The sequence below is a fragment of the Thermococcus sp. ES12 genome (genome assembly GCF_012027515.1).
Lineage (GTDB): Archaea > Methanobacteriota_B > Thermococci > Thermococcales > Thermococcaceae > Thermococcus > Thermococcus barossii.
The window spans coordinates 250,661-271,110 of record NZ_SNUP01000002.1 but is presented as its reverse complement, the minus strand read 5'-3'; the positions used below and the strand labels follow the sequence as shown (position 1 = coordinate 271,110).

The following is a 20,450-nucleotide window of genomic DNA, read 5'->3' as shown; positions in this document are numbered from 1 at the left end:
GCTTATAAACCTACTCCCTTTTGCTCTCGCCCGTTATCACGGCGCTGGCTATCATGTGGGCGAGCCTTAGGGGTTCAGGGATCAGGCCCGTCTTGGTCGTCGTTCTTACAATCTCTCCCGCCGTTTTAATTTCGAGACCGGTTGCCTGGATGTAGAGCTTTCCAGGAACAAGCTCCACCAGCGGGGGTGCATTCCTCAGGAGGCTTATCCTCTCCTCCGCATCGCTGAAGTGCTTTCTCAGTGCTCCTTCCATGGCATCGAGGTTGGGCCTTTTCCTCACAACAACCACAACGGGGAGTCCGGTTTTCCGGTGGAGTCTTTCGAGGTCAACGATGTTGAAGCCGGCGTAGGTTATCCCCTTCAGAAGGATGACCCGGAGGTCTTTGAATCTGGAGGAGTTGATGGCGTCTATCATGGCATCCGTGACGTCGTTTCCGTCTACCGTTATCCAGCGGGAGAGAACGCCCACAACCTCATGGGAGCCCTTCATGACAACGCCTATCAGAATCGTTTTGTTCCGTTCGAGTTTGGAGAAAAAGGAGAACGTCCCGTCGTCGAAGCCAACGGTGCGGATTTGAGGTTTGACCTTCCTTATCATGACAGCACCCTCTCAAGCCACTCCGCGTACTCTCTGTTGACCTTATCGACTTCTATCCTTGCTATTACTGGAACCTCGTAGGGATGCATCTCCTTGAGGGCCTCCCGAAGTTCCCTCCACTTCCCCACTTCGGTCTTGAGGATAGCGCCTACCTCGGTGTCTTCCTCAATCTTCCCCTCCCATAGGTAAAGCGCCCGGTGCTCCCGCAGGTTGGCGCAGGCGATGAGTTTCCTCTCAAGGAGTGTTCTCACGATACTCTCGGCGCTCTCCCAGTCCGGGAACGTGGTGTAGACGAGTATCATCTCCATCCTCCCTCACCGTTTTGGGATAGACGGATAAGCTTAAATCGGTTGTGGGGGTATCATCAACGGGATGGTGTATGAGGAGGGTAAGGGCTCACCTTAAAATCTACGGGCGCGTGCAGGGGGTTGGATTCAGGTGGAGCATGCAGAGGGAGGCCAGAAAGCTCGGTGTAAGCGGCTGGGTGAGGAACCTTCCCGACGGGACGGTTGAGGCGGTTATTGAGGGTGACCCCGAGAGGGTTGAAGCGCTCATAGGATGGGCACACCAGGGTCCCCTACTGGCCAGGGTCACGAGGGTTGAAGTGAGATGGGAAGAACCGGAAGGGCTTGAGGGTTTTAAGGTCACTGGGTAGCCTCTAGCCTCTCTATTAGGATCCTTTTTGGGCAGTACTTGACCTCGCAGTAGTTGCAGACGAAACGCTCCTTGTCCTTCTCGGGGGTGTGGAGGATGAGCTTTCTAAAGCCCTCCATCTCCTTGACCCTCATGAAGACCTCGACGGGCAGGGTGCCGTCTATGACTATGTAGAGCTTCGTTGGTTCCTCGCGGAGGTTTCTGCTGAAGACTTCCATGACCGGAACACCGTTTTCCGAGAGCAGGCCGAGAACCTCTGAGAAACCGTGAAGGTAGTCTTTCTTTTCGAGTTCTATCTCCAGGACTTCCCATCCCATCAGGGGAGCAACGTCTATCAAACTTGGCAGCGGGTTGAGCTTCTCGAAGATTAGCTTTAGGGGATACGTCTTCTCGATGTATTCTATCGTGTGGTACACTATCTTCCTGTTGACTCCGATTACCCTTGCGAGCTCGCTTATCGGAACCTCCACGTTTCTGAGGTATATCTTCCCGTTCTTTACGCTGAGACCGTTTTCGAAGAGAAACTCCGCCACCTTCCTCCTGGCCGGATAATTCTTGAAATACGCCTCCAGTATGAGCATCATTTTTGTCCACCTCTTACCCATATATGAGTAGGAATGGATATTTAAATCTTTCCCCGGATTCCTCCGCAAGGTTATTAACAGTGTCTGTTTTATCTCCTCATTCAGAGGTGGAGATTATGGCAAGATTCGACGTTGTGGGCGTGGGCAACCTCAATTACGATATCATACTGCTTGTAGAGCGCTTCCCCGAGTTCCATGAAAAGGTTAACGCCGAGAACGCGTTCTTTGGCCTGGGCGGTGCCGCCGCCAACACGATAAGCTGGCTGGCCACGTTCGGGTTGAGGACGGGCTATGTGGGGGCCGTTGGCAGGGACGAGATTGGAGAAGCTCACATCTCGTACTTCAAAAAGCTGGGAGTTGACACTGGGGGCATCAGGACGGTGGACGCGCCTTCGGGGGTTGCGGTTGCCATAATCCACGGTGAGGACAAGCGGATAGTGAAGTACCCCGGGGCCAACCTCATGAAGGAGATAGACTTCGAGTACCTTTCTAAGACGAGACACGTGCACCTCTCCTCGAATCCTCCTGAGACGATAGTTGATGTCGTGAACTTTGCCAGCGGGAGGGGGATAACGGTCTCTCTGGACATAGGCGAGGCCGAGCTCCCGAGGGACGTGGAGGCGAGGGTGGATTACCTGATGATGAACGAGGACGAGTACAGGCGGAAGTTCGGCTCCCTCGACCTATCGCTCTCCTCGGCCAGGAACCTCGTGGTTACACTCAACGGCGGCGGGGCTTTGGTGAGGGACGAGAAGGGAAACGTCAGCGAAGTTCGCGGATTGAGTGCGGAGGTCGTTGACTCGACCGGTGCGGGAGACGCTTTCGACGCGGGGGTTATCTACGGCGTTCTCAACGGCTGGACGCTTGAAGAAGCTGCCAGGCTCGGTATGCTGCTGGCATACCTGACAGTTCAGAAAGTTGGGGCGAGGAGCGCGGTGGTTCCTCTGGAGAGGGTCATGGAAGTTGCGAGGGAAACGGGACTTGAACTTCCCATTGGGTCGGGATGAGCCCGGCAAAGTCTTCCCTCATAACGTTTAAATAATAGACGGTGACATTTTATCCAGAGGGTTGGTTAGGAAACCCTTAAAAATCCGCAACCTAAAAGCCTTAGAGAGACCAAAAAGTCTTTGGGTTGGAGGTGGAGCGCTTGGAAATCATAATTGACAACTTCAAGCCGAAGATCACCCGTCCCTTCAAGAGGAAGAACGAATACTGGGTCAAGCTCATCACTCAGGATGGGGAGTATATAATGAAGTTTAAGACCCCCCTTGAGGCTGAAGATGCCATCTACGGCATGCTTGACGACCTTCAGGTCTACGGGGGCAAGGTCAAGCTCAAACTCAGGGAGGGCAACGTCATCGAGCACATAGAGGTTGTGGAGCTTTACAAGCCCTCCGCAAAGGAATTGCTCAATGAGTACTTCACCGATTAGTCTATTCAACGTTCTTTTCTGTTCACTGGCGTTGGAAATATGACAAAAACCTATATATACTCCAGTTCACATACTTTGTTATTGGACAGTATTTGTGCACTAAAATACAGTGTGTTTAAATATTCTCTGGAGGTTGTTATGGTGGCGAGGAGAAAGAACAAGGAGCTCCTTGAGCTTGCGCTGGACATGGGCGGGGAGGAGGCCGTTGAGGTAATCAAGGCTCTCGAAAAGAAGAAAGAATCCACGGATGAGGAGCTCGCCGAGATAACTGGCATCAGGGTCAACACCGTCAGAAAGATTCTCTACATGCTCTACGATCAGGGCTTGGCTGAGTTCAAGCGTATAAGGGACAAGGAAACTGGCTGGTATTACTACTACTGGCGCCTTGAGACCAAGCGCCTCCCGGAGATAATCCGGGCCAAGAAGATGGCAGAACTCAAGAAGCTCAGGGAGATGTTGGAGGAAGAGACCAGCGAGATATACTATCACTGCGGCACACCGGGTCATCCAAAGCTGACTTTCGATGAGGCCATGGAGTACGAGTTCCAGTGCCCCATATGCGGTCAGATGCTCATGCAGTACGACAACACCGCCGTTGTTGAGGAGCTCCAGAGGCGCATCGAGGAGCTCGAAATAGAGCTCGGTCTCAGGAAGAAGCCCAGGAAAAAGAAGTGATGTGGAGTTTGAACGGCTTGTAATGAACTTCGGGGATGGTGAACATGCAGGAAGTAGTTATTCTTGAGAAGGTTTACGGAGATAGGAGTGGTTTTCTCAAGCTCGACAGGAGGCTGAAAGCCCTCCTTGGAGATTTGGAAGTTGAATGGAAGCTTTCGGCGGTTAAGAAGAACTGGGTCAAGGTTTCTCTTAGCGGAGATGACGAGGAGATAAGCGCGAACCTGGTCCGTGAGGAGTTCGGCGAGGTTCCCTACAAACTGAGCGCGGTTAAAGAAGGCAAGATCTACAGGGGCCGCTTCATAGACCTGGGAAAAGTCGGTTACGGGGCCTACGTGGACATTGGAATCTTCACTCCCAGACCAAAGGATGCCTTGATTCCTCTTTATTACCTTAAAGAGGTTTTCGGAGAGATGCCCGTCAGGCAGATGATAAGGAACTTTGGCTGGGTTGACAATCTGCCCGTCGAGGTCACCGTGACCGAGGTGGAATTCGGGGCCAGGGAGGTGGAGCTGGCCTTCAGCGAGGCTCAGCTGAAGCGCATAAAGGGCTGGCTAAGTGACGGCTACGACAAGCTCTTCATAGCCGGTACGGTGAGCGAGAACGTCGAGAGGGCACTCATCAAAACGGGACATGGAAGGGACGTGAAGCGCATGGAGGAGCTGGGTCTCATGGAGACCCTCTTGGTACTCAAGAAGGGAACCCAGGCCCCGGGAATAATAAAGGAGATCGGTCCACACCTCAGGGGCACCCTCATCGGCGCCGTCAAGTTCCGGGAGTGAGCCCGTGAATAAGTCTCACGGTAAGAGCGGCGATGAGGACAAAGCAGTAGGGGAACAGGGAGGGCACGAAGAGGGCCGCGGGGAGGTACAGAATCGTCATCAGAAGCAGGAACGCCGTCTGGCCCTTCATCTTTATTCCCCTTTTTCCAGCGGCCATTACATAGGCCATAGCCATCAGTGCTAAGGCACTGTTGAACAGGAATCTCTCCAGGTTCCTCAATCCGTTGGGATCCATTCCGGTTGGTAGGCCGACGGGAACCCCGAACCGGAGGTACATGAGGAGCACTCCGGCGCCGATTATCAGCAGGTATGCGTAGTTTCTCAGGTGTCTCTTCGGGAACGTGATGACGAAGGCTATCGGGATGAGAACCAGGTACGGGTTTATCGCTATGGTTAGCAGGGTAAAGGTCGAGAGGACGAGGGTCTGGAGCAGGGCTTTCCACTTCTCCGGGGAGAAGGTTACGTTATTCACGATGGCGAGTGTTATTACAAGACCCGCCAGTCCCAGGGCGCTTCCACTGATGTGATAGAGGTTTTCCCTGAACATCGGGGCCACGAATTCAAGCCCGAATATTAAGAAACCAAGCTCTCGGGCTCTTTTCGGGGCCAGATAGAATGAGAACGACGCGATGAGGAGAATGAGAATCCAGTGGACGAAGATTATGTTCTCCTCTATCGGGGGCACGAACCTGAAGACGGTTCCCATTATCGTGCTGAGGGGCGATTTCGGAGAACCCCCGACAGAGAACGTTACGGCCTGGAGGAGATAGCGCAGGAAGCCCTCTGTCAATGCAGGTCTCCGGGCCGTCAGGTACCAGAGAACGAACAGAGATGCAGTCAGGATGTAAAAGCTGCCCGCGTGGCTGTCGTCGCGCCTCAGAGCGAGCAGAAACGTCAGGATGAGTGCGGATGTTAGTATCAGAAACGCCACCACCGAGCCCCTAGGGGGATTCCACAGCCCCGCGAAGGCCTTCTCGGTGAGGTAGATGTTGTTCTCGGAGCCGGTTATTAGAACGGTGCCGTTGAGGATGACGATGGAGGGGAGAAGGGAAGCGTTGGCAGGGAGCCCGGTGAGGTTCCACAGGGAAGCCATCTGAGGATTGTTGTAGACGTTCCCCACCAGGACGAGCGTTCCGTTCCCGTGGGGCTTTATCGTGTAGAGCCTCTCGTCCACGTAGTAGGCCCATCCCCTGGCCCACGCATCGTTACCCGCCACAACAGTGTAGGGTGAGCTTGAGTTCAGAAACGCCTGAAACGCCTCCCGGTTAGGATAGTAGCTCAATTCCCCGGCGGAGACGAGGGGAAGGGCGATTAAGAGGATTAGAGTTGCCAGAACGAGGGTCCATTTCATCGTATCCCTCCCAATGAGATACCCAGAAGTGGTTAAAAAGTTAATGCAGCGAAACCATGTGAAGAATTGAGGGAATCCTCCGGGGATTACTCTTCCCCGGGTTCCTCTTGGTTCTTTTCACCCTTCATGGCTTCGAGCTTCGCCACGAGCTTGTCAACTATCTCCATGAATGCCTTGGCGGCGACTGTGTCCTCGTAGAGGACTATCGGTATTCCAGCGTCGCTGGCTTCTCTGGCCTTGAGATCGATGGGAATCTCACCGAGGAAGTCAACCCCCTCCTTCTCGGCGAGCTTCCTTCCACCGCCCTTGCCAAAGAGGTCTATCTCGTTGCCGCAGTGGGGACAGATGAGGTAGCTCATGTTCTCCACGACGGCCACGTAGGGCACTTCCATCTTCTTCATCATGTTCACTGCCTTGCCCGTGTCGAGCAAAGCGACCTCCTGGGGGGTGGTGACTATAACGGCAGCATCGAGCTTGAGGGTCTGGGTTACGGTCAGTATCTCGTCGCCGGTTCCGGGGGGGAAGTCGATTATCATGAAGTCGAGGGAACCCCACTTGACGTCACCGAGGAGCTGCTTGATGGCCTTTGTTACAAGGGAGCCGCGCCAGATTATCGGCTGATCCTCCGGGACGAGGAATCCCATGCTCATGACCTTTATCGGGGTCGTCTGGCCCAGGAAGTCGTTCATCGGCGGTATCATCTCGAACCTGCCGTCTTCCATCTTCTCGGCCAGAACTTCCGCCCTGTCAACGCCGAGCATCTTGGCGACGTTCGGGCCGTGTATGTCTGCGTCGAGTATTCCAACGAAGTAGCCCTTCTTTGCCAGGGCCGCGGCTATGTTAACCGCCACGGTGCTCTTGCCGACACCGCCTTTGCCGCTCAGGACGGCTATTTTGTACTTCCACTTCTCCTGTTTCTCGTTTATCCTCTGGGTGAGGGGATCAGCGCCCAGTCCGCCTATGTTGAGTGTGGGAGCTTTGATGGTCATTCAATTCACCTCCGGCTTAGGTTGACCTAAAGAGCTTAAAAGTTTTGTCCCAAAGTTTGACAGTGTTACACATATATGAGTATTCAGCTTGGGGGATGAAATTTGAGAGAAACTGCAGGGTGTCAGCGTTCTGGCTGTTCCGCGTACCTAAGAAGGATATCCTTCAGCTCCAGGGCCTTCCTGTAAGTCGGTGACTCTGGATTGGTGAGTATTGCCTCTATCTCGGGGTCGTACTCCTCAACCATTTCGTCATATGGTATCACGATCTTCGTTGTGAAGTCGTTGAAGCCAAGCTCGTTCAGAATTCTCTCAACCTTTTCCACGTGGGCTTCTTTCTTCACCTTGTTGATGACCAGGTGGATGTGTTCGATGCCCAACTGTCTCGCCAGTTTTGCCGCGTCCACCGCCACCTGGACGGAGTTGTAGGTCGGTTCGGTTAGTATAACCGCCTGCTTGAAGCCCCTTGCCAGAGCCCTGCCGAAGTGCTCCAGTCCTGCCTGGGTGTCCATCAGGATTATCTCTCCCTTCCTGAGGTTTATGTACTTGATGACGGCATCGAGGAGGGCATTTTCGGGGCAGAGACAGCCGGCCGCAGCCTGGACAACGCTCCCCATGACGAGGAGCATGACACCGTCCGGCCCAACGACGCCGAAGCGGTCAACGACGTCCCTGACGTCGGGGGTGAGGGAGAAGTACAGTCCCCAGTTGGTGCCCGGCCTCGCTCCCGTCTTCTCCTCGATGTAGTCAAGGTTTCTGTTGAGGGGGATTATCTTGTCCCTCACTTCCTTTGGAACGCCGAGGGCGTGTGCGAGGTTCATCTGGGGGTCTTCATCAACGGCCAGAACGCGATAGCCGTCCCTGGCAAGGAGTCTTGCGAGAAGGGCTGTCATCGTGGTCTTTCCAACACCGCCCTTGCCCGTTATCACGACCCTAAAACCTTCCTCAGGAACCTGTTTTTTTGTCCTCTCCCTCAGCTCATCTGCGATTTCAAACAGTTTCTTTCTCCTCTCCTCATCCTTGGAATTCAAGGGTTTCGCCATAGTCGAGCACCTCTAATGATTGAAATACGGCGATATAAATGCTTTTAGGTTTGATGTTCGAACTCATTGATTCAACAAATTTGGGTACTCAATACCATTTCTTGGAATCAATGTACAGTCTTTTGTAAATGACATTTAGTGGACAGGAATGTATAACCTTTGGTTTCACACTTTTGGGTAATTATCTCGCTGGAGGGTGTATCCGACCTCTATTTATTGCATTGTTGTGTTTTTTCGAGTTTCTTGTTACAATTTTAAAGACTACTCCATGGTTTCATGTTAAAACGGAAAGGAATTTATAAAATATACGTCAAAAAGAACAACGGTGATTCCCTATGCCCACCGATTCAAAGCCTACCATTTTCATAAATCCAGCAAAGTGCATTGGATGTCGGCAGTGTGAGATAGCGTGTGCAGTGGAGCACTCCCAGAGCAAGGACCTGTTCTCGGCGATCTTTGAGGACCCCCTGCCCCTGCCGAGGATACACATCCTGCCGATGGGCGCCTACAACGTGCCCATGAACTGCCGGCACTGCGACGGCGCACCGTGTGTTGAGGTGTGTCCCACCGGCGCGCTCTACCATGACGAGGACGGCGCGGTAATGATAACTCCCGAGAAGTGCATCGGATGTAAGATGTGTGCCATCGTCTGTCCATTCGGTATCCCCGAGTTCGAAGCCCTCAACGGCGTGATGTTCAAGTGCGACCTGTGCCCCGACAGGAGGGCCGAGGGCAGACCGCCCGCCTGTGTTGAGGCGTGCAAGACTGGAGCGCTGATGTTCGGCACCATAGACGAGGTAGTCTCGCAGGTCAGGAAGGAGACCGCTGAGAAGATAATCAAGCTGAAGGAAGGCACGTACGAGGAGGAATACAACGGTTGGGACCTTTTCAGGTCCATGTACGCCGAAATTATTCGTATTAATGAGGGGGAGTCGAAATGAAGAAGTATAAGGAAGTCTCCATAGATAGTACCACCCAGCAGATGTACGAACGGGCCCGGGAGATGGGCATCGAGACCGTTTGGGAGAGGCTTGAGAAGCAGCAGCCACAGTGCGGCTACGGTCTCCTTGGTGTCTGCTGCAGGAACTGTATGATGGGACCGTGCAGGATCAACCCCTTCGGGGGTGAGCCGAGGAGGGGTGTCTGCGGTGCAGATGCCGATACCATAGTTGCCAGAAACCTTCTCAGGATGATAGCGGCGGGTGCGGCCGCCCACAGTGACCATGGGCGGCACGTTGCCCTGACCCTTCTAATAGCGGCGGAAATGGCCGAGAAGTTCAAGAAGGAAGGTAAGCCAGTCCTTGAGCTGGACAACATGGCGTCAAGCACCCTGCCCTATCAGGTCAGGGACGTCGAGAAGCTGAAGGCCGTTGCAGAGAGGCTCGGAATCGAGACCGAGGGCAAGACCATCAGGGAGCTCGCCAAGGAAGTTGCCGAAGTGGCGCTTCATGATTTCGGGAAGCAGGATGAGGAGGCTCTGGCGTTCCTCAAGGCCTACCTCAACCCCAAGACCTACGAGGTATTCGAGAAGGCCGCCGAGAAGGCAGGTATGCCCTGGTTCGAGAACGGCATCCTGCCGAGGGGGATAGACAGGGAGATAGTTGAGAGCCTTCACAGAACCCACATCGGAACCGACCACGACCCGGTGAGCATACTCCTCCACGGCCTGAAGACGTCCCTTGGCGATGCGTGGGGAGGCTCGCTCATAGCTACCGAACTCCAGGATATACTCTTCGGCACGCCGCAGGTCATAAAGGCCGAGGCCAACCTCGGGGTGCTCAAGGAGGACTACGTCAACATAGTCGTCCACGGCCACGAGCCGGTTCTCTCCGAGAAGATAGTTGAGGCCGCGCAGGACCCCGAGCTGATCGAGCTGGCCCAGAAGCTCGGTGCGAAGGGCATAAACGTCGTCGGAATGTGCTGCACCGGTCTTGAGGTTCTCATGAGGCACGGCATACCCATAGCGGGCAACTTCCTCCAGCAGGAGATGGCCATAGTCACCGGCGCGGTCGAGGCCATGGTGGTCGACGTCCAGTGTATAATGCCCGCAACGGTTGACGTGGCGAGGTGCTTCCACACCAAGATAATAGACACCAGCCCGCTGGCAACCTTCCCGGGAGCTATACACATCAAGTTCGACGAGAGGAGGGCTGACGAGATCGCAAAGGAGATAGTGAAGACCGCCGTCGAGAACTTCCCGAACAGGTCCAAGCAGAGGGTCGAGATACCGAAGGAGAAGATGGCCGGCTACGTTGGCTTCAGCGTCGAGGCTATACTCAAGCACTTCGGAGGCTCCCTCAAGCCCCTGGAGGAGGCGATAGTGGAGGGCAAGATAAAGGGCGTCGCCGGTCTGGTCGGCTGCAACAACCCGAAGATAAAGCAGGACCACAACCACATCAAGATAGCCAACGAGCTGATGAAGAGGGACGTTCTCCTCATAGGAACGGGCTGCTGGGCCACAGCGGCCATGAAATACGGCATCTTCCTGCCGGAATACGCCGACACCGAGAACGTGGGGCCGGGCCTCAGGGAGTTCGCCAAGGAATGGGGCATACCTCCAGCCCTCAACATGGGTTCGTGCGTTGACTGTACCAGGATGCTGGTTCTGGCCGACCTCATCGCGAGGGACCTCAACGTTCCGATCTCGGCACTGCCCGTCGTCGGCTCCGCCCCGGAGGCCATGACTGAGAAGGCCGTCTCGATAGGAACCTACTTCGTGGCCAGCGGAATCACCACGCACCTCGGCATAATACCGCCTGTCCTCGGAGGTCCAAAGGTGGTTAAGATACTGACGCAGGACCTGTACGACATCGTTGGGGCGGCCTTCATAGTGGAGCCCGACCCCTACAAGGCGGCAAAGCTGATGTACGACCATATAATGAAGAAGAGGAAGGAGCTCGGCATCTGAGCTCCCTTTTTTATTCCCTTTTGAGGTGGGAGAATGTTCAAGCGCATCAGGGGGTTATTCGGGAGGGAAGGGAAGGCTCCGGCTTCAACCTCAAGTGAAGTCCCGGAAACTCCGGAGAGGAGAGGCCTCAAGGCCGATGCCTGCATAGGCTGTGGTCTCTGTGCCCAGGTGTGTCCCCACAACGCGATATTCGTAATCGACAACGAAAAGAGGGTCATCTCGTTCCACCCCGAGCTCTGTGGGGAGTGCAACTACGAGTGCAATGACATATGTCCAACGAAGGCCATCGAGGGCCGTCCCGACAGGATTGACCTGGAATTCGAGTACGCCCACTGCCAGGTCTGTGGTAAAAAGCTGGACTACACGGTCAAGACCGCGGAGTTCCTCTACCATAAGCTTGAGAGGTTCTACGACCATCCAGAGGTCGTCTTCATGTGCGACAGGTGCAAACACGACCGCGTCAAGGAGTTCCCGAGCGAATACCTCAGGTTCTTTGGGGGAATGCTCAAATGAGGGGGATGAAGTTTTCGTTTCTATGCAAAAGGAAACCCCAGAGGACAGGGAAGAGGATAGCCATAGTCGGCGCCGGCCCCGCCGGTTTGACCGCCGCCGGCTACCTCGTGTGCAGGGGACATGACGTTGATATCTACGACAAGATGCCCGAGCCTGGGGGTTTGATGCTCTTCGTGATCCCCGAGTTCAGAATCCCGGTTGAGAGGGTTCGCCTCGGTGCCAAGGAGCTTGAGGAGGAGTTCGAGGTAACGTACTATCCCAAGACGAAGGTCATGGAGGGCGAAAGGGAAGATGAAGGCGACGAGTTCTACGAGAGGGTCGTCAGGCTGAGCGAGCTCAGGGAGAACTACGACGCCGTCCTGATAGCCACAGGAATCTGGAACGTCAGGAGGATTGGAATCCCGGGGGACGACCTTGAGGGAATTCTCTCACCGCTGGAGCTCCTCTTCTGGATAAAGGGCCATGAACTCGGCTACGTCCCCGAGGAGAAGGTTCCAAAGCTGAGGGGCAAGAGGGTAGGCATAATAGGTGCTGGACTTACGGCGGTGGACGTGGCCTTCGAGTGCAACCGCCTCGGTGCGGAGGTGGAGATATTCTACCGCAGGACGATAAGGGAAGCACCGGCGGGTGCCTACGAGATAAACATCCTCCGGAACAGGGGGGTCAAGTGGTTCGAGCTCGTGACTCCAAAGCGGGTGATAGGTGAGAACGGTCGCGTCAAGGCCATTGAACTCCTCAGAACCCGCCTCGGCGAGCCGGACGAGAGCGGGAGGAGGAGGCCGATACCTATTGAGGGCTCGGAGTTCCAGGTGGAGCTGGACTACCTCGTCTTCGCCATAGGCATGGTATCCACCCCACCGGTGAACGGCTCCTACCTGGCAACAGACAGGAGGGGAAGGCTTCTCGTTGATTCCAGGCACATGACGAGCGTTGAGGGAATCTTCGCGGCCGGCGATGTTGTCAACGGCCCCACAAAGGTCGGCAGGGCGATAAAGGACGGCCTCTATGCGGCGGTATCAATGGACAGGTGGCTCAGGGGTGAGTCCTGATGGAGAGGAAGTACCTCTACCTCGACTACCTCACCTGCATCGGTTGCGAGACCTGTGAAACGGTCTGCGCCTTCATCCACGATGGGAGCCCGCACATCAGGATATACGTCACGGAGAACAAGCAGTACGTGCCGATAAACTGCAAGCACTGCGACGATGCACCCTGTGTGAGGGTGTGCCCGACTAACGCAATCTACCGGGACGAGGACGGGGCCGTGAGGATAGCTGAGAACAGGTGCATCGGCTGTCTCGCCTGCCTCCAGGTGTGCCCGTACGGCGTTCCCTTCTACAGCCTCAAGGTCAGGGAGATAACCAAGTGCGACATGTGTGCGGAGAGGCGCGAGGAGGGGCTGGAACCGGCGTGCGCACTCATGTGTCCGGCGGAGGCCATCCAGTACGGCCCACTGGAGATGGTTCTGGAGCTGGTCAACGAGAGGCGCGCCAAGAACATCCCCGAACACAGGAGGGAGCTTACTGAGGAAGAGCTGAAGGAGAGCGTTAGTTCTGGCTACGTTCTCCTCTGACACCTTTTTGGAGGTTCGGCCGTGCGAGTGGACGAGATAATCGGGGACGCACGCAGGGTTGTTATCTGCGGCCTGGGCAACGAAAAGCGCGGGGATTACGGGTTCGGAGCTTATCTGGCGGAGGCCCTTTCAGTGGCGGTCGAGAACCCAAACTTCCGTCCCATCAACTGTCACGACGTGCCGGAGAGCCAGGCTGGGGTTATAATACGCTTCCGTCCCGAGCTTGTGATAATAGCCGTTCCCCTTGAATTTGGGGGCGAGCCTGGTAGAGTGGTCGTTGCCGACCCCTGGGAGGCCATGGGAGACATCCCCCAGGACTTTCGGTTCCAGCTCAGGGTTACGCTTGACCATCTGGCAGAGTTGCTTCCCGAGACCCGGTTCGTTCTCCTTGGCTGTCAGCCCGGAGACTGGATGGAGGTAAGCGATGAGGTGAAGAACTGCGTCAGGGCGCTTGCACTGGCCTTTAAGGATGCGGTGGACTGAACATTCGGCGAAATCTCAAATTGGAAAGAAAAGGAAGGCTCACTCCTCCGGCTTCGGGAGGGTGACGTCCACACCGAGGACCTTCCACATGGCCTTGATCTGCTCGCGCATGACGTCTATGGCTTCCGGCTGCTTGAAGAGGTGCTTGAACCTGCCCTGCAGTTTAAGGTACTCCTCGATGGGCTTCTTGAACTCTATGGCGACTACGCGACCGCCCTCGCGCTTGACCTTCGCTCCTCCGCCGGGGCTCTGTATCTTGATGTTCCAGAGGTCGCCGTTCTCGATCTCAAAGAGCGGCCAGACGCCGGTCTCTATAGCCAGGCGGGCAATCTCGACGCCCTTCTCGAGCGGGCTCTTCCAGCCGGTCGGGCAGGTGCACTGGACCTGGACGAAGGCCGGGCCGTCGACTTTAGCGGCCTTCTTCATCTTCTTGACGAAGTCGAAGGGGTTGCCTATGCTAGCCGTTGCGACGTACGGAACCTGGTGGGCGGCGGCTATAAGCGCGACCCACTTCTTGGGCTTGTCCTCACCGATGGAGTACTTGCCCGGCGGGCTGGTGGTGGTCCAAGCACCGTAGGGTGTTGAACTTGAGCGCTGTATTCCGGTGTTCATGTAGGCCTCGTTGTCGTACATGAGGTAAACGACGTTGTGCCAGCGCTCAAGCATGCCGCTGAGGGCCTGCATACCGATGTCGGCGGTACCACCGTCACCGCCTATGGCGAGTATCTTGCCCTTCCTCCCGAGCTTCTTCCATGCTGCTTCGACACCGCTCGCAGCAGCGGCCGCGTTTTCAAAGGCCACGTGGATCCACGGGGCCTTCCAGGCGGTGTAGGGGAAGACGGCTGAGACAACTTCCATACATCCGGTGGCCTGGGCTATGGCGAAGGCGTTTGGATCGCCGTACTTCTCCTCCATGGCCTCGCTGAAGGCCTTGGTGGCGAGCCTCAGAGCGGTGGCACAGCCACATCCGGCACAGGCTGCATGCCCGGGTGCCCAGTACTCGCGAGTGGTAATCGGGGGTTTTCTAACGGCCATCTTCATCACCTCACAGAATCTCCTTCCTCAGGCCGATCCAGTTGACCTCGTCAAACTCCTCCCCGTTGAGGGCCTTCTGGGCAATCGCGAGTGCCTCGTCGAGGTCCTTGAAGGTGACGTCCCTTCCTCCTAGGCCGAGGATGAAGTCAACAATGACCGGCTTCTCGCTCTCGTTTATCAAAGCCCTGCTGAAGTCCTGGAAGAGGGCTCCGCCGACGCTGAAGGTGACGTTCTTCTCAAGGAGCGCGAGAACCTTCGCCTTCTTCGCCAGCGCCCTTACCTCCTCGATCGGGAACGGCCTGTAGACGGTGAGCTTGGCAGCACCGGCCTTGATGCCCTTCTCGCGGAGGTAGTCAACGTACTCCTTGACTGTACCGGCGAGCGAGCCCATCGTGACGAAGATTATCTCGGCATCCTCCGTCCTGTACTCCTCTATCTTCTGGTACTTTCTTCCAAACTTCTTCTCGAACTCGGCAAAGACCTCGTCAATGACCTTCTTCGCGTTCTCGTTGGCCTCCCAGAGGGTGTAGCGGGCCTCCATGTAGTGGGCCGGGAAGGCGAGGGTGCCCTGGGTTATCGGCCTGGCCGGATCGAGGTAGGCGTGCTTGGGCTCGTACTCGCCGAGGAACTCGTCAACGAGCTCCTGATCCGGAATCTCGACCGGCTCGACGGTGTGGGTGAGTATGAACGCGTCGAAGCCGACCATCGCCGGGAGGAGAACGCGCTCGTCCTCGGCGACCTTGTATGCGATGAGGATTAAATCGAGGGCCTCCTGGTTGTTCTCGGCGTAAAACTGCATCCAGCCGGTGTCGCGCTCGCTTATGCTGTCCTGCCAGTCGTTCCAGATGTTGATAGGAGCGCTCAGGGAGCGGTTTCCAACGGCGATGACTATCGGAAGGCGCATCCCTGCGGCGATGAAGAGTATCTCGTGCATCAAAGCCAGACCCTGGGAGGCGGTGGCTGTGAAGGTTCTTACGCCAGCTGCAGAGGCACCCACACAGGCTGAAATTGCTGAGTGCTCGCTCTCGACCTTGATGAACTCTGCGTCAAGCTCCCCATCCGCGACGAACTCGCTAATCTTCTCTGGAACGAGCGTTGATGGTGTAATCGGGAAGGCCGCTATGACCTTCGGCTTGGCGAGCTTGGCCGCCCAGGCGGCGGCTTCGTTGGCCTTCATAACCTTTCTCATCGGCATCTTTCACCACCTCACTTGGTCTCCCTAACCATTATGATGGCATCCGTCGGGCACTCGTTGGCACATATCCCACAGCCCTTACAGTAGTCGTAGTCGAAGACCGGGTAGTTCTCCTCGTCGAGGTAGATTGCCGGCTCGGGGCAGTAGATGTAGCAGAGATAGCAGCGGACGCACTTGTCCTTGTAGAACTCGGGCATAAAAACTCTCCAGGAACCGGTCTTGTTTATCACGCTGCTCCCGGGGATGGTTGCTATCGCTCCCGGGGTCATCTTTTCGCTATACTCCTTCTGAACCCTCTCGATATCGGCCTTAAACGGACTCTCGGCCATGTTTATCACCTCAGGTGAATTATCATATTGAAACTTAAACCTTGCGAGGAATTAAAGATGGAAAGCTCAGCCGAAGACCTCGGCGAGCTTCTTGAGCTTCTCCCACTCGTGGAGCACCCAGCTCTGGAGTATCTCTATGTCCTCCTTGGTCATGTACTTGAACCTGCCCTGGAGCTTGAGGAACTCCTCTATCGGTTTCGGCTCCTTCTTGGTTGAGGGCATGTTGATCTTGTACCTTCCGTTCTCGTACTCGAAGAGCGGGAAGTATGCTGTCTGAACCGCGAGCCTCGCGAGCTCAATGCTCTTGTCGGTCGGTGAGCGCCAGCCGGTCGGACACGGTGCGAAGAGCTGAATGAAGCTCGGTCCAGGGGTCTTCTGGGCCTTCTTGAGCTTCCTTATGAAGTCCTCCGGGAAGGCGATGCTCGCCGTAGCGGCGTAGGGTATCTCGTGGGCTATGACTATGTCAATGACCTTCTTCTTGTGCCTCTTTTCGAGGAAGTGCCTCTTTCCACCGGGGGTGTTCGTTGTCCAGGCTCCGTAGGGTGTTGAACCCGACCTCTGGATTCCGGTGTTCATGTAGGCCTCGTTATCGTACATGATGTAAACCGCATCGTGGCCCCTCTCAAGGAATCCGCTCAGTGCCTGAAGGCCTATGTCTGCGGTACCTCCATCGCCGGCCCAGCCGACGACCATTACTCCGTCCTCGCCCTTGACCTTGTATCCCTTGGCCTTGAGTGCCGCCTCGATGCCGCTCATTACTGCACCGGTGGTCTCGAAGGCCGTGTGGAACAGGTTTGCCTCGAAGGCGGTGTACGGCCAGGGACCGGCGATGATGGTTGAACAGCACGCCGGGATTGTGAATATGGTCTTCCTTCCGTAGGCCTTCAGCACGTAGCGGATGCCGAGGGAGGCCCCACAGCCCTGACAGGCCGTGTGGCCGGCGTAAAAGTGCTCGTCAGCGGGGATGCTCAACCTCTTCTTAACGTTCTCTGGAATCTCCATCATTCTCACCTCTTAAGGTGGTACCAGTCCACCTCTACATCAAGCTCTCCCTTCTCGATTATCGCCTTCATGTTCTCGGCTATCTTCCTGACGTCGTTCACGGTGAAGTCCCTTCCGCCAAGGCCGACGATGTAGTTCTTGATGAGCGGCTTCGCGTCGGTGTTGTAGAGCGCTCCCTTGGCCTCGTTGAAGAGTATGCCCTCCTGTCCGAAGGAGAAGTTCCTGTCGAGGACGGCTATGCCCTCAACGCTCTTTGCCAGCTCGTAGAGCTCTTTCTTCGGGAACGGCCTGAACCAGCGGACTTTGGCTGCTCCGACCTTGTAGCCCTCCTCGCGGAGAATATCCACCGCCTGCTTGACGGTTCCCATGAGCGAGCCCATGCCCATGAAGACAAAGTCAGCGTCCTCAGTCCTGTAAAGCTCTATCATCTGGCTGTAGTCCCTTCCAAAGCGCTCGCCGAACTCCTTTCCGACCTCGTGGATAACCTTCTCGGCCTTCTCCATGGCCTTCTGTATCTTGTAGCGGAATTCGTAGTAGTCGTTCGGGCCACCGAGGGCACCCACGGCTATCGGATTGTCGAAGTCGGTGAGGGTGTAGAGGGGCTTCCTCGGCGGGAGGAACTCGTCAACGAGCTCCTGTGGAATCATCTCCACAACGTCGTAGGTGTGGCTCAGTATGAAGGCGCTCTCGACAACCATCGCTGGAAGGTTAACGGTCTCGGCTATCTTGAAGGCCATGAGCACACCGTCGTAGACTTCCTGGTTGTTCTCGGCGTAGAACTGCATCCAGCCGGTGTCCCTCTGTGACAGGCTGTCCGTCTGGTCGTCCCAGACGCTCCATGGGGGAGCCATGGCACGGTTGACGTCAACCATGACTATTGGCAACCTCGCTCCGCTGGCCCAGTGAAGCATCTCGTGCATGAGCGCGAGACCCTGGGCAGAGGTGGCTGTGAAGGCCCTGGCGCCGGTGGCGCTCGCTCCTATACAGGCCGCCATGGCCGAGTGCTCGCTTTCCACCGGAACGTACTCAAGCCCCTCGATCTCGCCGTTGGCCAAGAACTCGGCTATCTTCTCGATGATGCTCGTCTGGGGAGTGATCGGGTAAGCCGCGACGACCTCAACGCGGGCGTGCTTGACGGCATACGCGGCGGCGTAGTTGCCGCTCACAACCTTCCTAATCGGCTTGTACTCCGCCATCTCACTTCTCCTCCTTCTCCATTGTTATAGCGTTGGTCGGGCACTCGTTCGCACAGATACCGCAGCCCTTACAGTAGTCGTAGTCCACGCCGACGTAGCCGTCCTCTCGGATGAATATGGCCGGCTCCGGGCAGAACTTCCAGCAGATGTAGCACTTGACGCACTTGTCGTCGTCTATCACCGGTATGAATGTCCTCCAGTCCCCTGTAAAGTTAACGAGGGTCGTTCCCAACGTTATCGGGGCTTCCGGGTACTCGTCCACCGATTTAAGGACGATTTTGGTTGCCCCTTCCTTCCTTTCACCAAACAACGTGTTCACGCTTTTCACCCCTTATCAAGGATTATGAAGGAAAGAGAATCAGAGTTCGTAAATGACGGTCTTGTTGAAGGCTTCCTCTGCGGCCTTGGCGTTCTTCTCGCCGAGGGCCCCTGAGAAGACGTCCTGGATGGCCTTCTGGACGTGCTCCAGAGTGACGACGCCTGTGGCCTTTGCGACCGCACCGAGTATAGCAGTGTTGGTGATCGGAAGACCGAGAATGTCGAGGGCTATGGTCGTGGCGTCGACGAGCGCGAGCTTCGCTGGCTTCTTCTTGAGCTTGGCGAGGACTTCGTCCTTGCTCTTCTCTGTGTTGACGATGACGATTCCGTCGTCCTTGAGACCGGCGGTGACGTCAACGGTGTCGAGAAGGCTCGGATCGAGGACGACCACTATGTCCGGCTCGTATATCTGGGTCTTTATCCTTATCGGCTTCTCGTCGATCCTGGTGAACGCTGTAACCGGCGCTCCACGCCTCTCGACACCGAAGAACGGGAACGCCTGGACGTACTTGCCCTCAAGGAAAGCAGCTGAGGCTAGTATGTTGGCGGCGGTAACTGCGCCCTGTCCACCCCTACCGTGAAAACGAATCTCTATCATCATTCCTGCCTCCTTAAGTTTGTCAAACTTTATTCATCCAATGCATTTATTTAAGTTTCGGTATTGGCTTAAGCTCTCTTCGGCAGGTGTCTTTGGGTAGGCATGAACGTTGTCAGTCGTCAATGGCCCGATTGGGGCATCATTTCTCGAAAAAACTTCGTCCAAGTCTTGGCAAAAATTTTTAAGCCCAACCTCCCCTCGGGAATATATAGACTATATAGGTGATGTCCATGGATGGCCTGGCCTTGGCAGCGATAGCGGTGGCGTTCTATATCGCGTGGAACATAGGCTCCAACGACTCAGCCAATGCCATGGGCACTGCGGTTGGTGCCGGAATACTCAGCTTCCGCCAGGCTACCCTCACGATAGCGATATTTGTCCTCATGGGGGCCTATCTGAAGGGATACAAGGTCATGAAGACCGTCGGCGAGGGCATAGTTCCCAGCGGCTTTTTGACAATGGAGATGGCGGTTATAGCACTTCTCGCCGCTGGAGTGTGGGTGACGATAGCGACAGTGAAGGGCCTGCCGGTTTCCACGACCCAGGCGATAGTTGGTGGAGTCATAGGCGTTGGTCTCGCGGCTAGAGCGCCCGTCAACTGGTACACCCTCGTCAAGATAGCCTCCGCGTGGGTGGTTTCCCCGATACTTTCTGGAATCCTGGCCATCCTGCTCTTCCGGTTCTATTCGTGGGCAATCTCCAGAATCAAAAGCGTTTCGACTATCGAGACCCTTTACAAGGCCCTCGCAATACTCGGCGGCTCGTACATGGCCTTCAACTTCGGGACGAACGAGGTCGCCAACGCCTCCGGCCCACTCGTCGGTGCCGGCTTCATGGAGCCGAAGGTGGCGGGAATCTTCGGGGCCATCGCTCTATCAATAGGTGCGCTCACGTTCAGCTATGCGGTGATGCACACCGTCGGAAAGAAGATAACCGCCCTCGGCCCGGTTTCAGCCTTTGCGGCTCAGTTCGGTTCGGCGATAGCTGTTAGTCTGGCCAACTTCTTCGGCCTTCCCGTTAGCTCAAGTCAGTCCATTGTGGGCGGCGTTGTGGGCGTTGGCCTCCTCGCCGGTGAGGGGGTTGATAAATCCGTCATCAGGGACATAGTCTTCGGCTGGGTAGCGACGCCGCTTACGGCCATAGTAATTTCACTGCTTATATTCAAGGCCTTCTCGCTGGTTGGGCTGGTTTAGTCCCT

At 55.9% G+C, this 20,450-nt stretch carries 25 protein-coding genes and 1 pseudogene; 13 read left to right on the top strand and 13 right to left on the bottom strand.

What is annotated here, in order from left to right:
- Window positions 1-10 precede the first annotated feature (10 nt).
- Entirely contained in the window at window positions 11-598 is a 588-nt protein-coding gene (locus E3E37_RS06245) for a DUF99 family protein (RefSeq protein ID WP_167715833.1), read from the bottom strand.
- Entirely contained in the window at window positions 595-906 is a 312-nt protein-coding gene (gene cutA / locus E3E37_RS06240; RefSeq protein WP_167715830.1) for a divalent-cation tolerance protein CutA, read from the bottom strand. The genes E3E37_RS06245 and cutA overlap by 4 nt, the downstream gene beginning before the upstream one ends.
- A 71-nt stretch (window positions 907-977) precedes the next feature.
- On the opposite strand from cutA, the gene E3E37_RS06235 reads away from it, so the two are divergent.
- Window positions 978-1,253, top strand: a complete 276-nt coding sequence (locus E3E37_RS06235) for an acylphosphatase (RefSeq protein WP_167715827.1) — start codon at window positions 978-980, stop codon at window positions 1,251-1,253.
- On the opposite strand, the gene E3E37_RS06230 is transcribed toward E3E37_RS06235, so the two are convergent.
- Window positions 1,243-1,836, bottom strand: a complete 594-nt coding sequence (locus E3E37_RS06230) for a regulator of amino acid metabolism, contains ACT domain protein (RefSeq protein WP_088865359.1) — start codon at window positions 1,834-1,836, stop codon at window positions 1,243-1,245. The two genes, E3E37_RS06235 and E3E37_RS06230, sit on opposite strands and share 11 nt — an antisense overlap.
- Before the next feature lie 116 nt (window positions 1,837-1,952).
- Between E3E37_RS06230 and E3E37_RS06225 the strand changes: the two genes are divergently transcribed.
- From E3E37_RS06225 to E3E37_RS06210, 4 genes are all read left to right on the top strand, one after another.
- Entirely contained in the window at window positions 1,953-2,843 is an 891-nt protein-coding gene (locus tag E3E37_RS06225; protein ID WP_167715824.1) for an ADP-dependent ribose-1-phosphate kinase, read from the top strand.
- A gap of 140 nt (window positions 2,844-2,983) precedes the next feature.
- Window positions 2,984-3,268, top strand: coding sequence for a hypothetical protein (locus E3E37_RS06220; RefSeq protein ID WP_088865357.1), 285 nt, complete (start codon window positions 2,984-2,986; stop codon window positions 3,266-3,268).
- 141 nt (window positions 3,269-3,409) lie between these two features.
- Window positions 3,410-3,943: a transcription factor E gene (gene tfe, locus E3E37_RS06215; protein ID WP_088865810.1), complete on the top strand. Its 534-nt coding sequence runs from the start codon at window positions 3,410-3,412 to the stop codon at window positions 3,941-3,943.
- A gap of 44 nt (window positions 3,944-3,987) precedes the next feature.
- Entirely contained in the window at window positions 3,988-4,722 is a 735-nt protein-coding gene (locus E3E37_RS06210; RefSeq protein ID WP_167715821.1) for a DUF2110 family protein, read from the top strand.
- On the opposite strand, the gene E3E37_RS06205 is transcribed toward E3E37_RS06210, so the two are convergent.
- The 3 genes from E3E37_RS06205 to E3E37_RS06195 form a co-directional block, all read right to left on the bottom strand.
- Window positions 4,706-6,073, bottom strand: a complete 1,368-nt coding sequence (locus tag E3E37_RS06205) for a hypothetical protein (RefSeq protein ID WP_167715818.1) — start codon at window positions 6,071-6,073, stop codon at window positions 4,706-4,708. The genes E3E37_RS06210 and E3E37_RS06205 overlap by 17 nt on opposite strands.
- 86 nt (window positions 6,074-6,159) lie before the next feature.
- Entirely contained in the window at window positions 6,160-7,062 is a 903-nt protein-coding gene (locus E3E37_RS06200; protein WP_167715815.1) for an Mrp/NBP35 family ATP-binding protein, read from the bottom strand.
- A 122-nt stretch (window positions 7,063-7,184) separates the two neighbouring features.
- Complete coding sequence (locus E3E37_RS06195; RefSeq protein WP_167715813.1) at window positions 7,185-8,102, bottom strand: AAA family ATPase; 918 nt, start codon at window positions 8,100-8,102, stop codon at window positions 7,185-7,187.
- A gap of 335 nt (window positions 8,103-8,437) precedes the next feature.
- On the opposite strand from E3E37_RS06195, the pseudogene E3E37_RS11765 reads away from it, so the two are divergent.
- From E3E37_RS11765 to E3E37_RS06165, 7 genes and pseudogenes are all read left to right on the top strand, one after another.
- Window positions 8,438-8,518, top strand: a pseudogene (locus tag E3E37_RS11765) (4Fe-4S binding protein); the annotation flags it as partial.
- A 141-nt stretch (window positions 8,519-8,659) separates the two neighbouring features.
- Window positions 8,660-9,043 carry a 4Fe-4S dicluster domain-containing protein gene (locus E3E37_RS11760; protein ID WP_371731703.1) on the top strand — a complete coding sequence of 128 codons (384 nt, stop codon included), beginning with the start codon at window positions 8,660-8,662 and terminating at the stop codon, window positions 9,041-9,043.
- Window positions 9,040-11,010: an anaerobic carbon-monoxide dehydrogenase catalytic subunit gene (gene cooS, locus E3E37_RS06185; protein ID WP_088865351.1), complete on the top strand. Its 1,971-nt coding sequence runs from the start codon at window positions 9,040-9,042 to the stop codon at window positions 11,008-11,010. The genes E3E37_RS11760 and cooS overlap by 4 nt, the downstream gene beginning before the upstream one ends.
- 33 nt (window positions 11,011-11,043) lie before the next feature.
- Window positions 11,044-11,523 carry a 4Fe-4S binding protein gene (locus E3E37_RS06180; protein WP_088865350.1) on the top strand — a complete coding sequence of 160 codons (480 nt, stop codon included), beginning with the start codon at window positions 11,044-11,046 and terminating at the stop codon, window positions 11,521-11,523.
- On the top strand, window positions 11,520-12,572 hold the full coding sequence (locus E3E37_RS06175; protein WP_167715810.1) for an FAD-dependent oxidoreductase: 1,053 nt from the start codon (window positions 11,520-11,522) through the stop codon (window positions 12,570-12,572). Before E3E37_RS06180 ends, E3E37_RS06175 begins: the two co-directional genes overlap by 4 nt.
- Window positions 12,572-13,096 (top strand): 4Fe-4S dicluster domain-containing protein, encoded by a 525-nt coding sequence (locus tag E3E37_RS06170; RefSeq protein ID WP_167715807.1) that lies wholly within the window; start codon window positions 12,572-12,574, stop codon window positions 13,094-13,096. The genes E3E37_RS06175 and E3E37_RS06170 overlap by 1 nt, the downstream gene beginning before the upstream one ends.
- 21 nt (window positions 13,097-13,117) lie before the next feature.
- Entirely contained in the window at window positions 13,118-13,579 is a 462-nt protein-coding gene (locus tag E3E37_RS06165; protein ID WP_167715804.1) for a hydrogenase maturation protease, read from the top strand.
- A gap of 39 nt (window positions 13,580-13,618) precedes the next feature.
- On the opposite strand, the gene porB is transcribed toward E3E37_RS06165, so the two are convergent.
- The 7 genes from porB to E3E37_RS06130 form a co-directional block, all read right to left on the bottom strand.
- Complete coding sequence (gene porB / locus E3E37_RS06160; protein WP_088181006.1) at window positions 13,619-14,614, bottom strand: pyruvate synthase subunit PorB; 996 nt, start codon at window positions 14,612-14,614, stop codon at window positions 13,619-13,621.
- Between the two features lie 10 nt (window positions 14,615-14,624).
- Window positions 14,625-15,809, bottom strand: coding sequence for a pyruvate synthase subunit PorA (porA, locus tag E3E37_RS06155; protein ID WP_167715799.1), 1,185 nt, complete (start codon window positions 15,807-15,809; stop codon window positions 14,625-14,627).
- A gap of 11 nt (window positions 15,810-15,820) precedes the next feature.
- Window positions 15,821-16,138, bottom strand: a complete 318-nt coding sequence (porD, locus tag E3E37_RS06150) for a pyruvate synthase subunit PorD (RefSeq protein ID WP_088865345.1) — start codon at window positions 16,136-16,138, stop codon at window positions 15,821-15,823.
- A 66-nt stretch (window positions 16,139-16,204) separates the two neighbouring features.
- Window positions 16,205-17,140 (bottom strand): 3-methyl-2-oxobutanoate dehydrogenase subunit beta, encoded by a 936-nt coding sequence (locus E3E37_RS06145; RefSeq protein ID WP_167715796.1) that lies wholly within the window; start codon window positions 17,138-17,140, stop codon window positions 16,205-16,207.
- Window positions 17,141-17,145: 5 nt separating this feature from the next.
- A complete protein-coding gene (porA, locus tag E3E37_RS06140; protein WP_167715793.1) occupies window positions 17,146-18,336 on the bottom strand; it encodes a pyruvate ferredoxin oxidoreductase in 1,191 nt (396 codons plus the stop codon).
- Between the two features lies 1 nt (window position 18,337).
- On the bottom strand, window positions 18,338-18,655 hold the full coding sequence (locus tag E3E37_RS06135) for a 3-methyl-2-oxobutanoate dehydrogenase subunit delta (RefSeq protein WP_088865342.1): 318 nt from the start codon (window positions 18,653-18,655) through the stop codon (window positions 18,338-18,340).
- 39 nt (window positions 18,656-18,694) lie between these two features.
- A complete protein-coding gene (locus tag E3E37_RS06130; RefSeq protein WP_088865809.1) occupies window positions 18,695-19,252 on the bottom strand; it encodes a pyruvate/ketoisovalerate ferredoxin oxidoreductase subunit gamma in 558 nt (185 codons plus the stop codon).
- A 230-nt stretch (window positions 19,253-19,482) separates the two neighbouring features.
- Between E3E37_RS06130 and E3E37_RS06125 the strand changes: the two genes are divergently transcribed.
- Entirely contained in the window at window positions 19,483-20,445 is a 963-nt protein-coding gene (locus E3E37_RS06125) for an inorganic phosphate transporter (RefSeq protein WP_167716339.1), read from the top strand.
- The last annotated feature ends 5 nt before the right edge of the window (window positions 20,446-20,450 follow it).

Excerpts from the sequence above, each read along its gene's own strand:
- E3E37_RS06245 (WP_167715833.1), bottom strand. The coding sequence starts at position 598 with ATGATAAGGAAGGTCAAACCTCAAATCCGCACCGTTGGCTTCGACGAC.
- cutA (WP_167715830.1), bottom strand. The coding sequence starts at position 906 with ATGGAGATGATACTCGTCTACACCACGTTCCCGGACTGGGAGAGCGCC.
- E3E37_RS06235 (WP_167715827.1), top strand. The coding sequence starts at position 978 with ATGAGGAGGGTAAGGGCTCACCTTAAAATCTACGGGCGCGTGCAGGGG.
- E3E37_RS06230 (WP_088865359.1), bottom strand. The coding sequence starts at position 1,836 with ATGATGCTCATACTGGAGGCGTATTTCAAGAATTATCCGGCCAGGAGG.
- E3E37_RS06225 (WP_167715824.1), top strand. The coding sequence starts at position 1,953 with ATGGCAAGATTCGACGTTGTGGGCGTGGGCAACCTCAATTACGATATC.
- E3E37_RS06210 (WP_167715821.1), top strand. The coding sequence starts at position 3,988 with ATGCAGGAAGTAGTTATTCTTGAGAAGGTTTACGGAGATAGGAGTGGT.
- E3E37_RS06205 (WP_167715818.1), bottom strand. The coding sequence starts at position 6,073 with ATGAAATGGACCCTCGTTCTGGCAACTCTAATCCTCTTAATCGCCCTT.
- E3E37_RS06200 (WP_167715815.1), bottom strand. The coding sequence starts at position 7,062 with ATGACCATCAAAGCTCCCACACTCAACATAGGCGGACTGGGCGCTGAT.
- E3E37_RS06195 (WP_167715813.1), bottom strand. The coding sequence starts at position 8,102 with ATGGCGAAACCCTTGAATTCCAAGGATGAGGAGAGGAGAAAGAAACTG.
- cooS (WP_088865351.1), top strand. The coding sequence starts at position 9,040 with ATGAAGAAGTATAAGGAAGTCTCCATAGATAGTACCACCCAGCAGATG.
- E3E37_RS06180 (WP_088865350.1), top strand. The coding sequence starts at position 11,044 with ATGTTCAAGCGCATCAGGGGGTTATTCGGGAGGGAAGGGAAGGCTCCG.
- E3E37_RS06175 (WP_167715810.1), top strand. The coding sequence starts at position 11,520 with ATGAGGGGGATGAAGTTTTCGTTTCTATGCAAAAGGAAACCCCAGAGG.
- E3E37_RS06170 (WP_167715807.1), top strand. The coding sequence starts at position 12,572 with ATGGAGAGGAAGTACCTCTACCTCGACTACCTCACCTGCATCGGTTGC.
- porB (WP_088181006.1), bottom strand. The coding sequence starts at position 14,614 with ATGGCCGTTAGAAAACCCCCGATTACCACTCGCGAGTACTGGGCACCC.
- porA (WP_167715799.1), bottom strand. The coding sequence starts at position 15,809 with ATGCCGATGAGAAAGGTTATGAAGGCCAACGAAGCCGCCGCCTGGGCG.
- porD (WP_088865345.1), bottom strand. The coding sequence starts at position 16,138 with ATGGCCGAGAGTCCGTTTAAGGCCGATATCGAGAGGGTTCAGAAGGAG.
- E3E37_RS06145 (WP_167715796.1), bottom strand. The coding sequence starts at position 17,140 with ATGGAGATTCCAGAGAACGTTAAGAAGAGGTTGAGCATCCCCGCTGAC.
- porA (WP_167715793.1), bottom strand. The coding sequence starts at position 18,336 with ATGGCGGAGTACAAGCCGATTAGGAAGGTTGTGAGCGGCAACTACGCC.
- E3E37_RS06130 (WP_088865809.1), bottom strand. The coding sequence starts at position 19,252 with ATGATAGAGATTCGTTTTCACGGTAGGGGTGGACAGGGCGCAGTTACC.
- E3E37_RS06125 (WP_167716339.1), top strand. The coding sequence starts at position 19,483 with ATGGATGGCCTGGCCTTGGCAGCGATAGCGGTGGCGTTCTATATCGCG.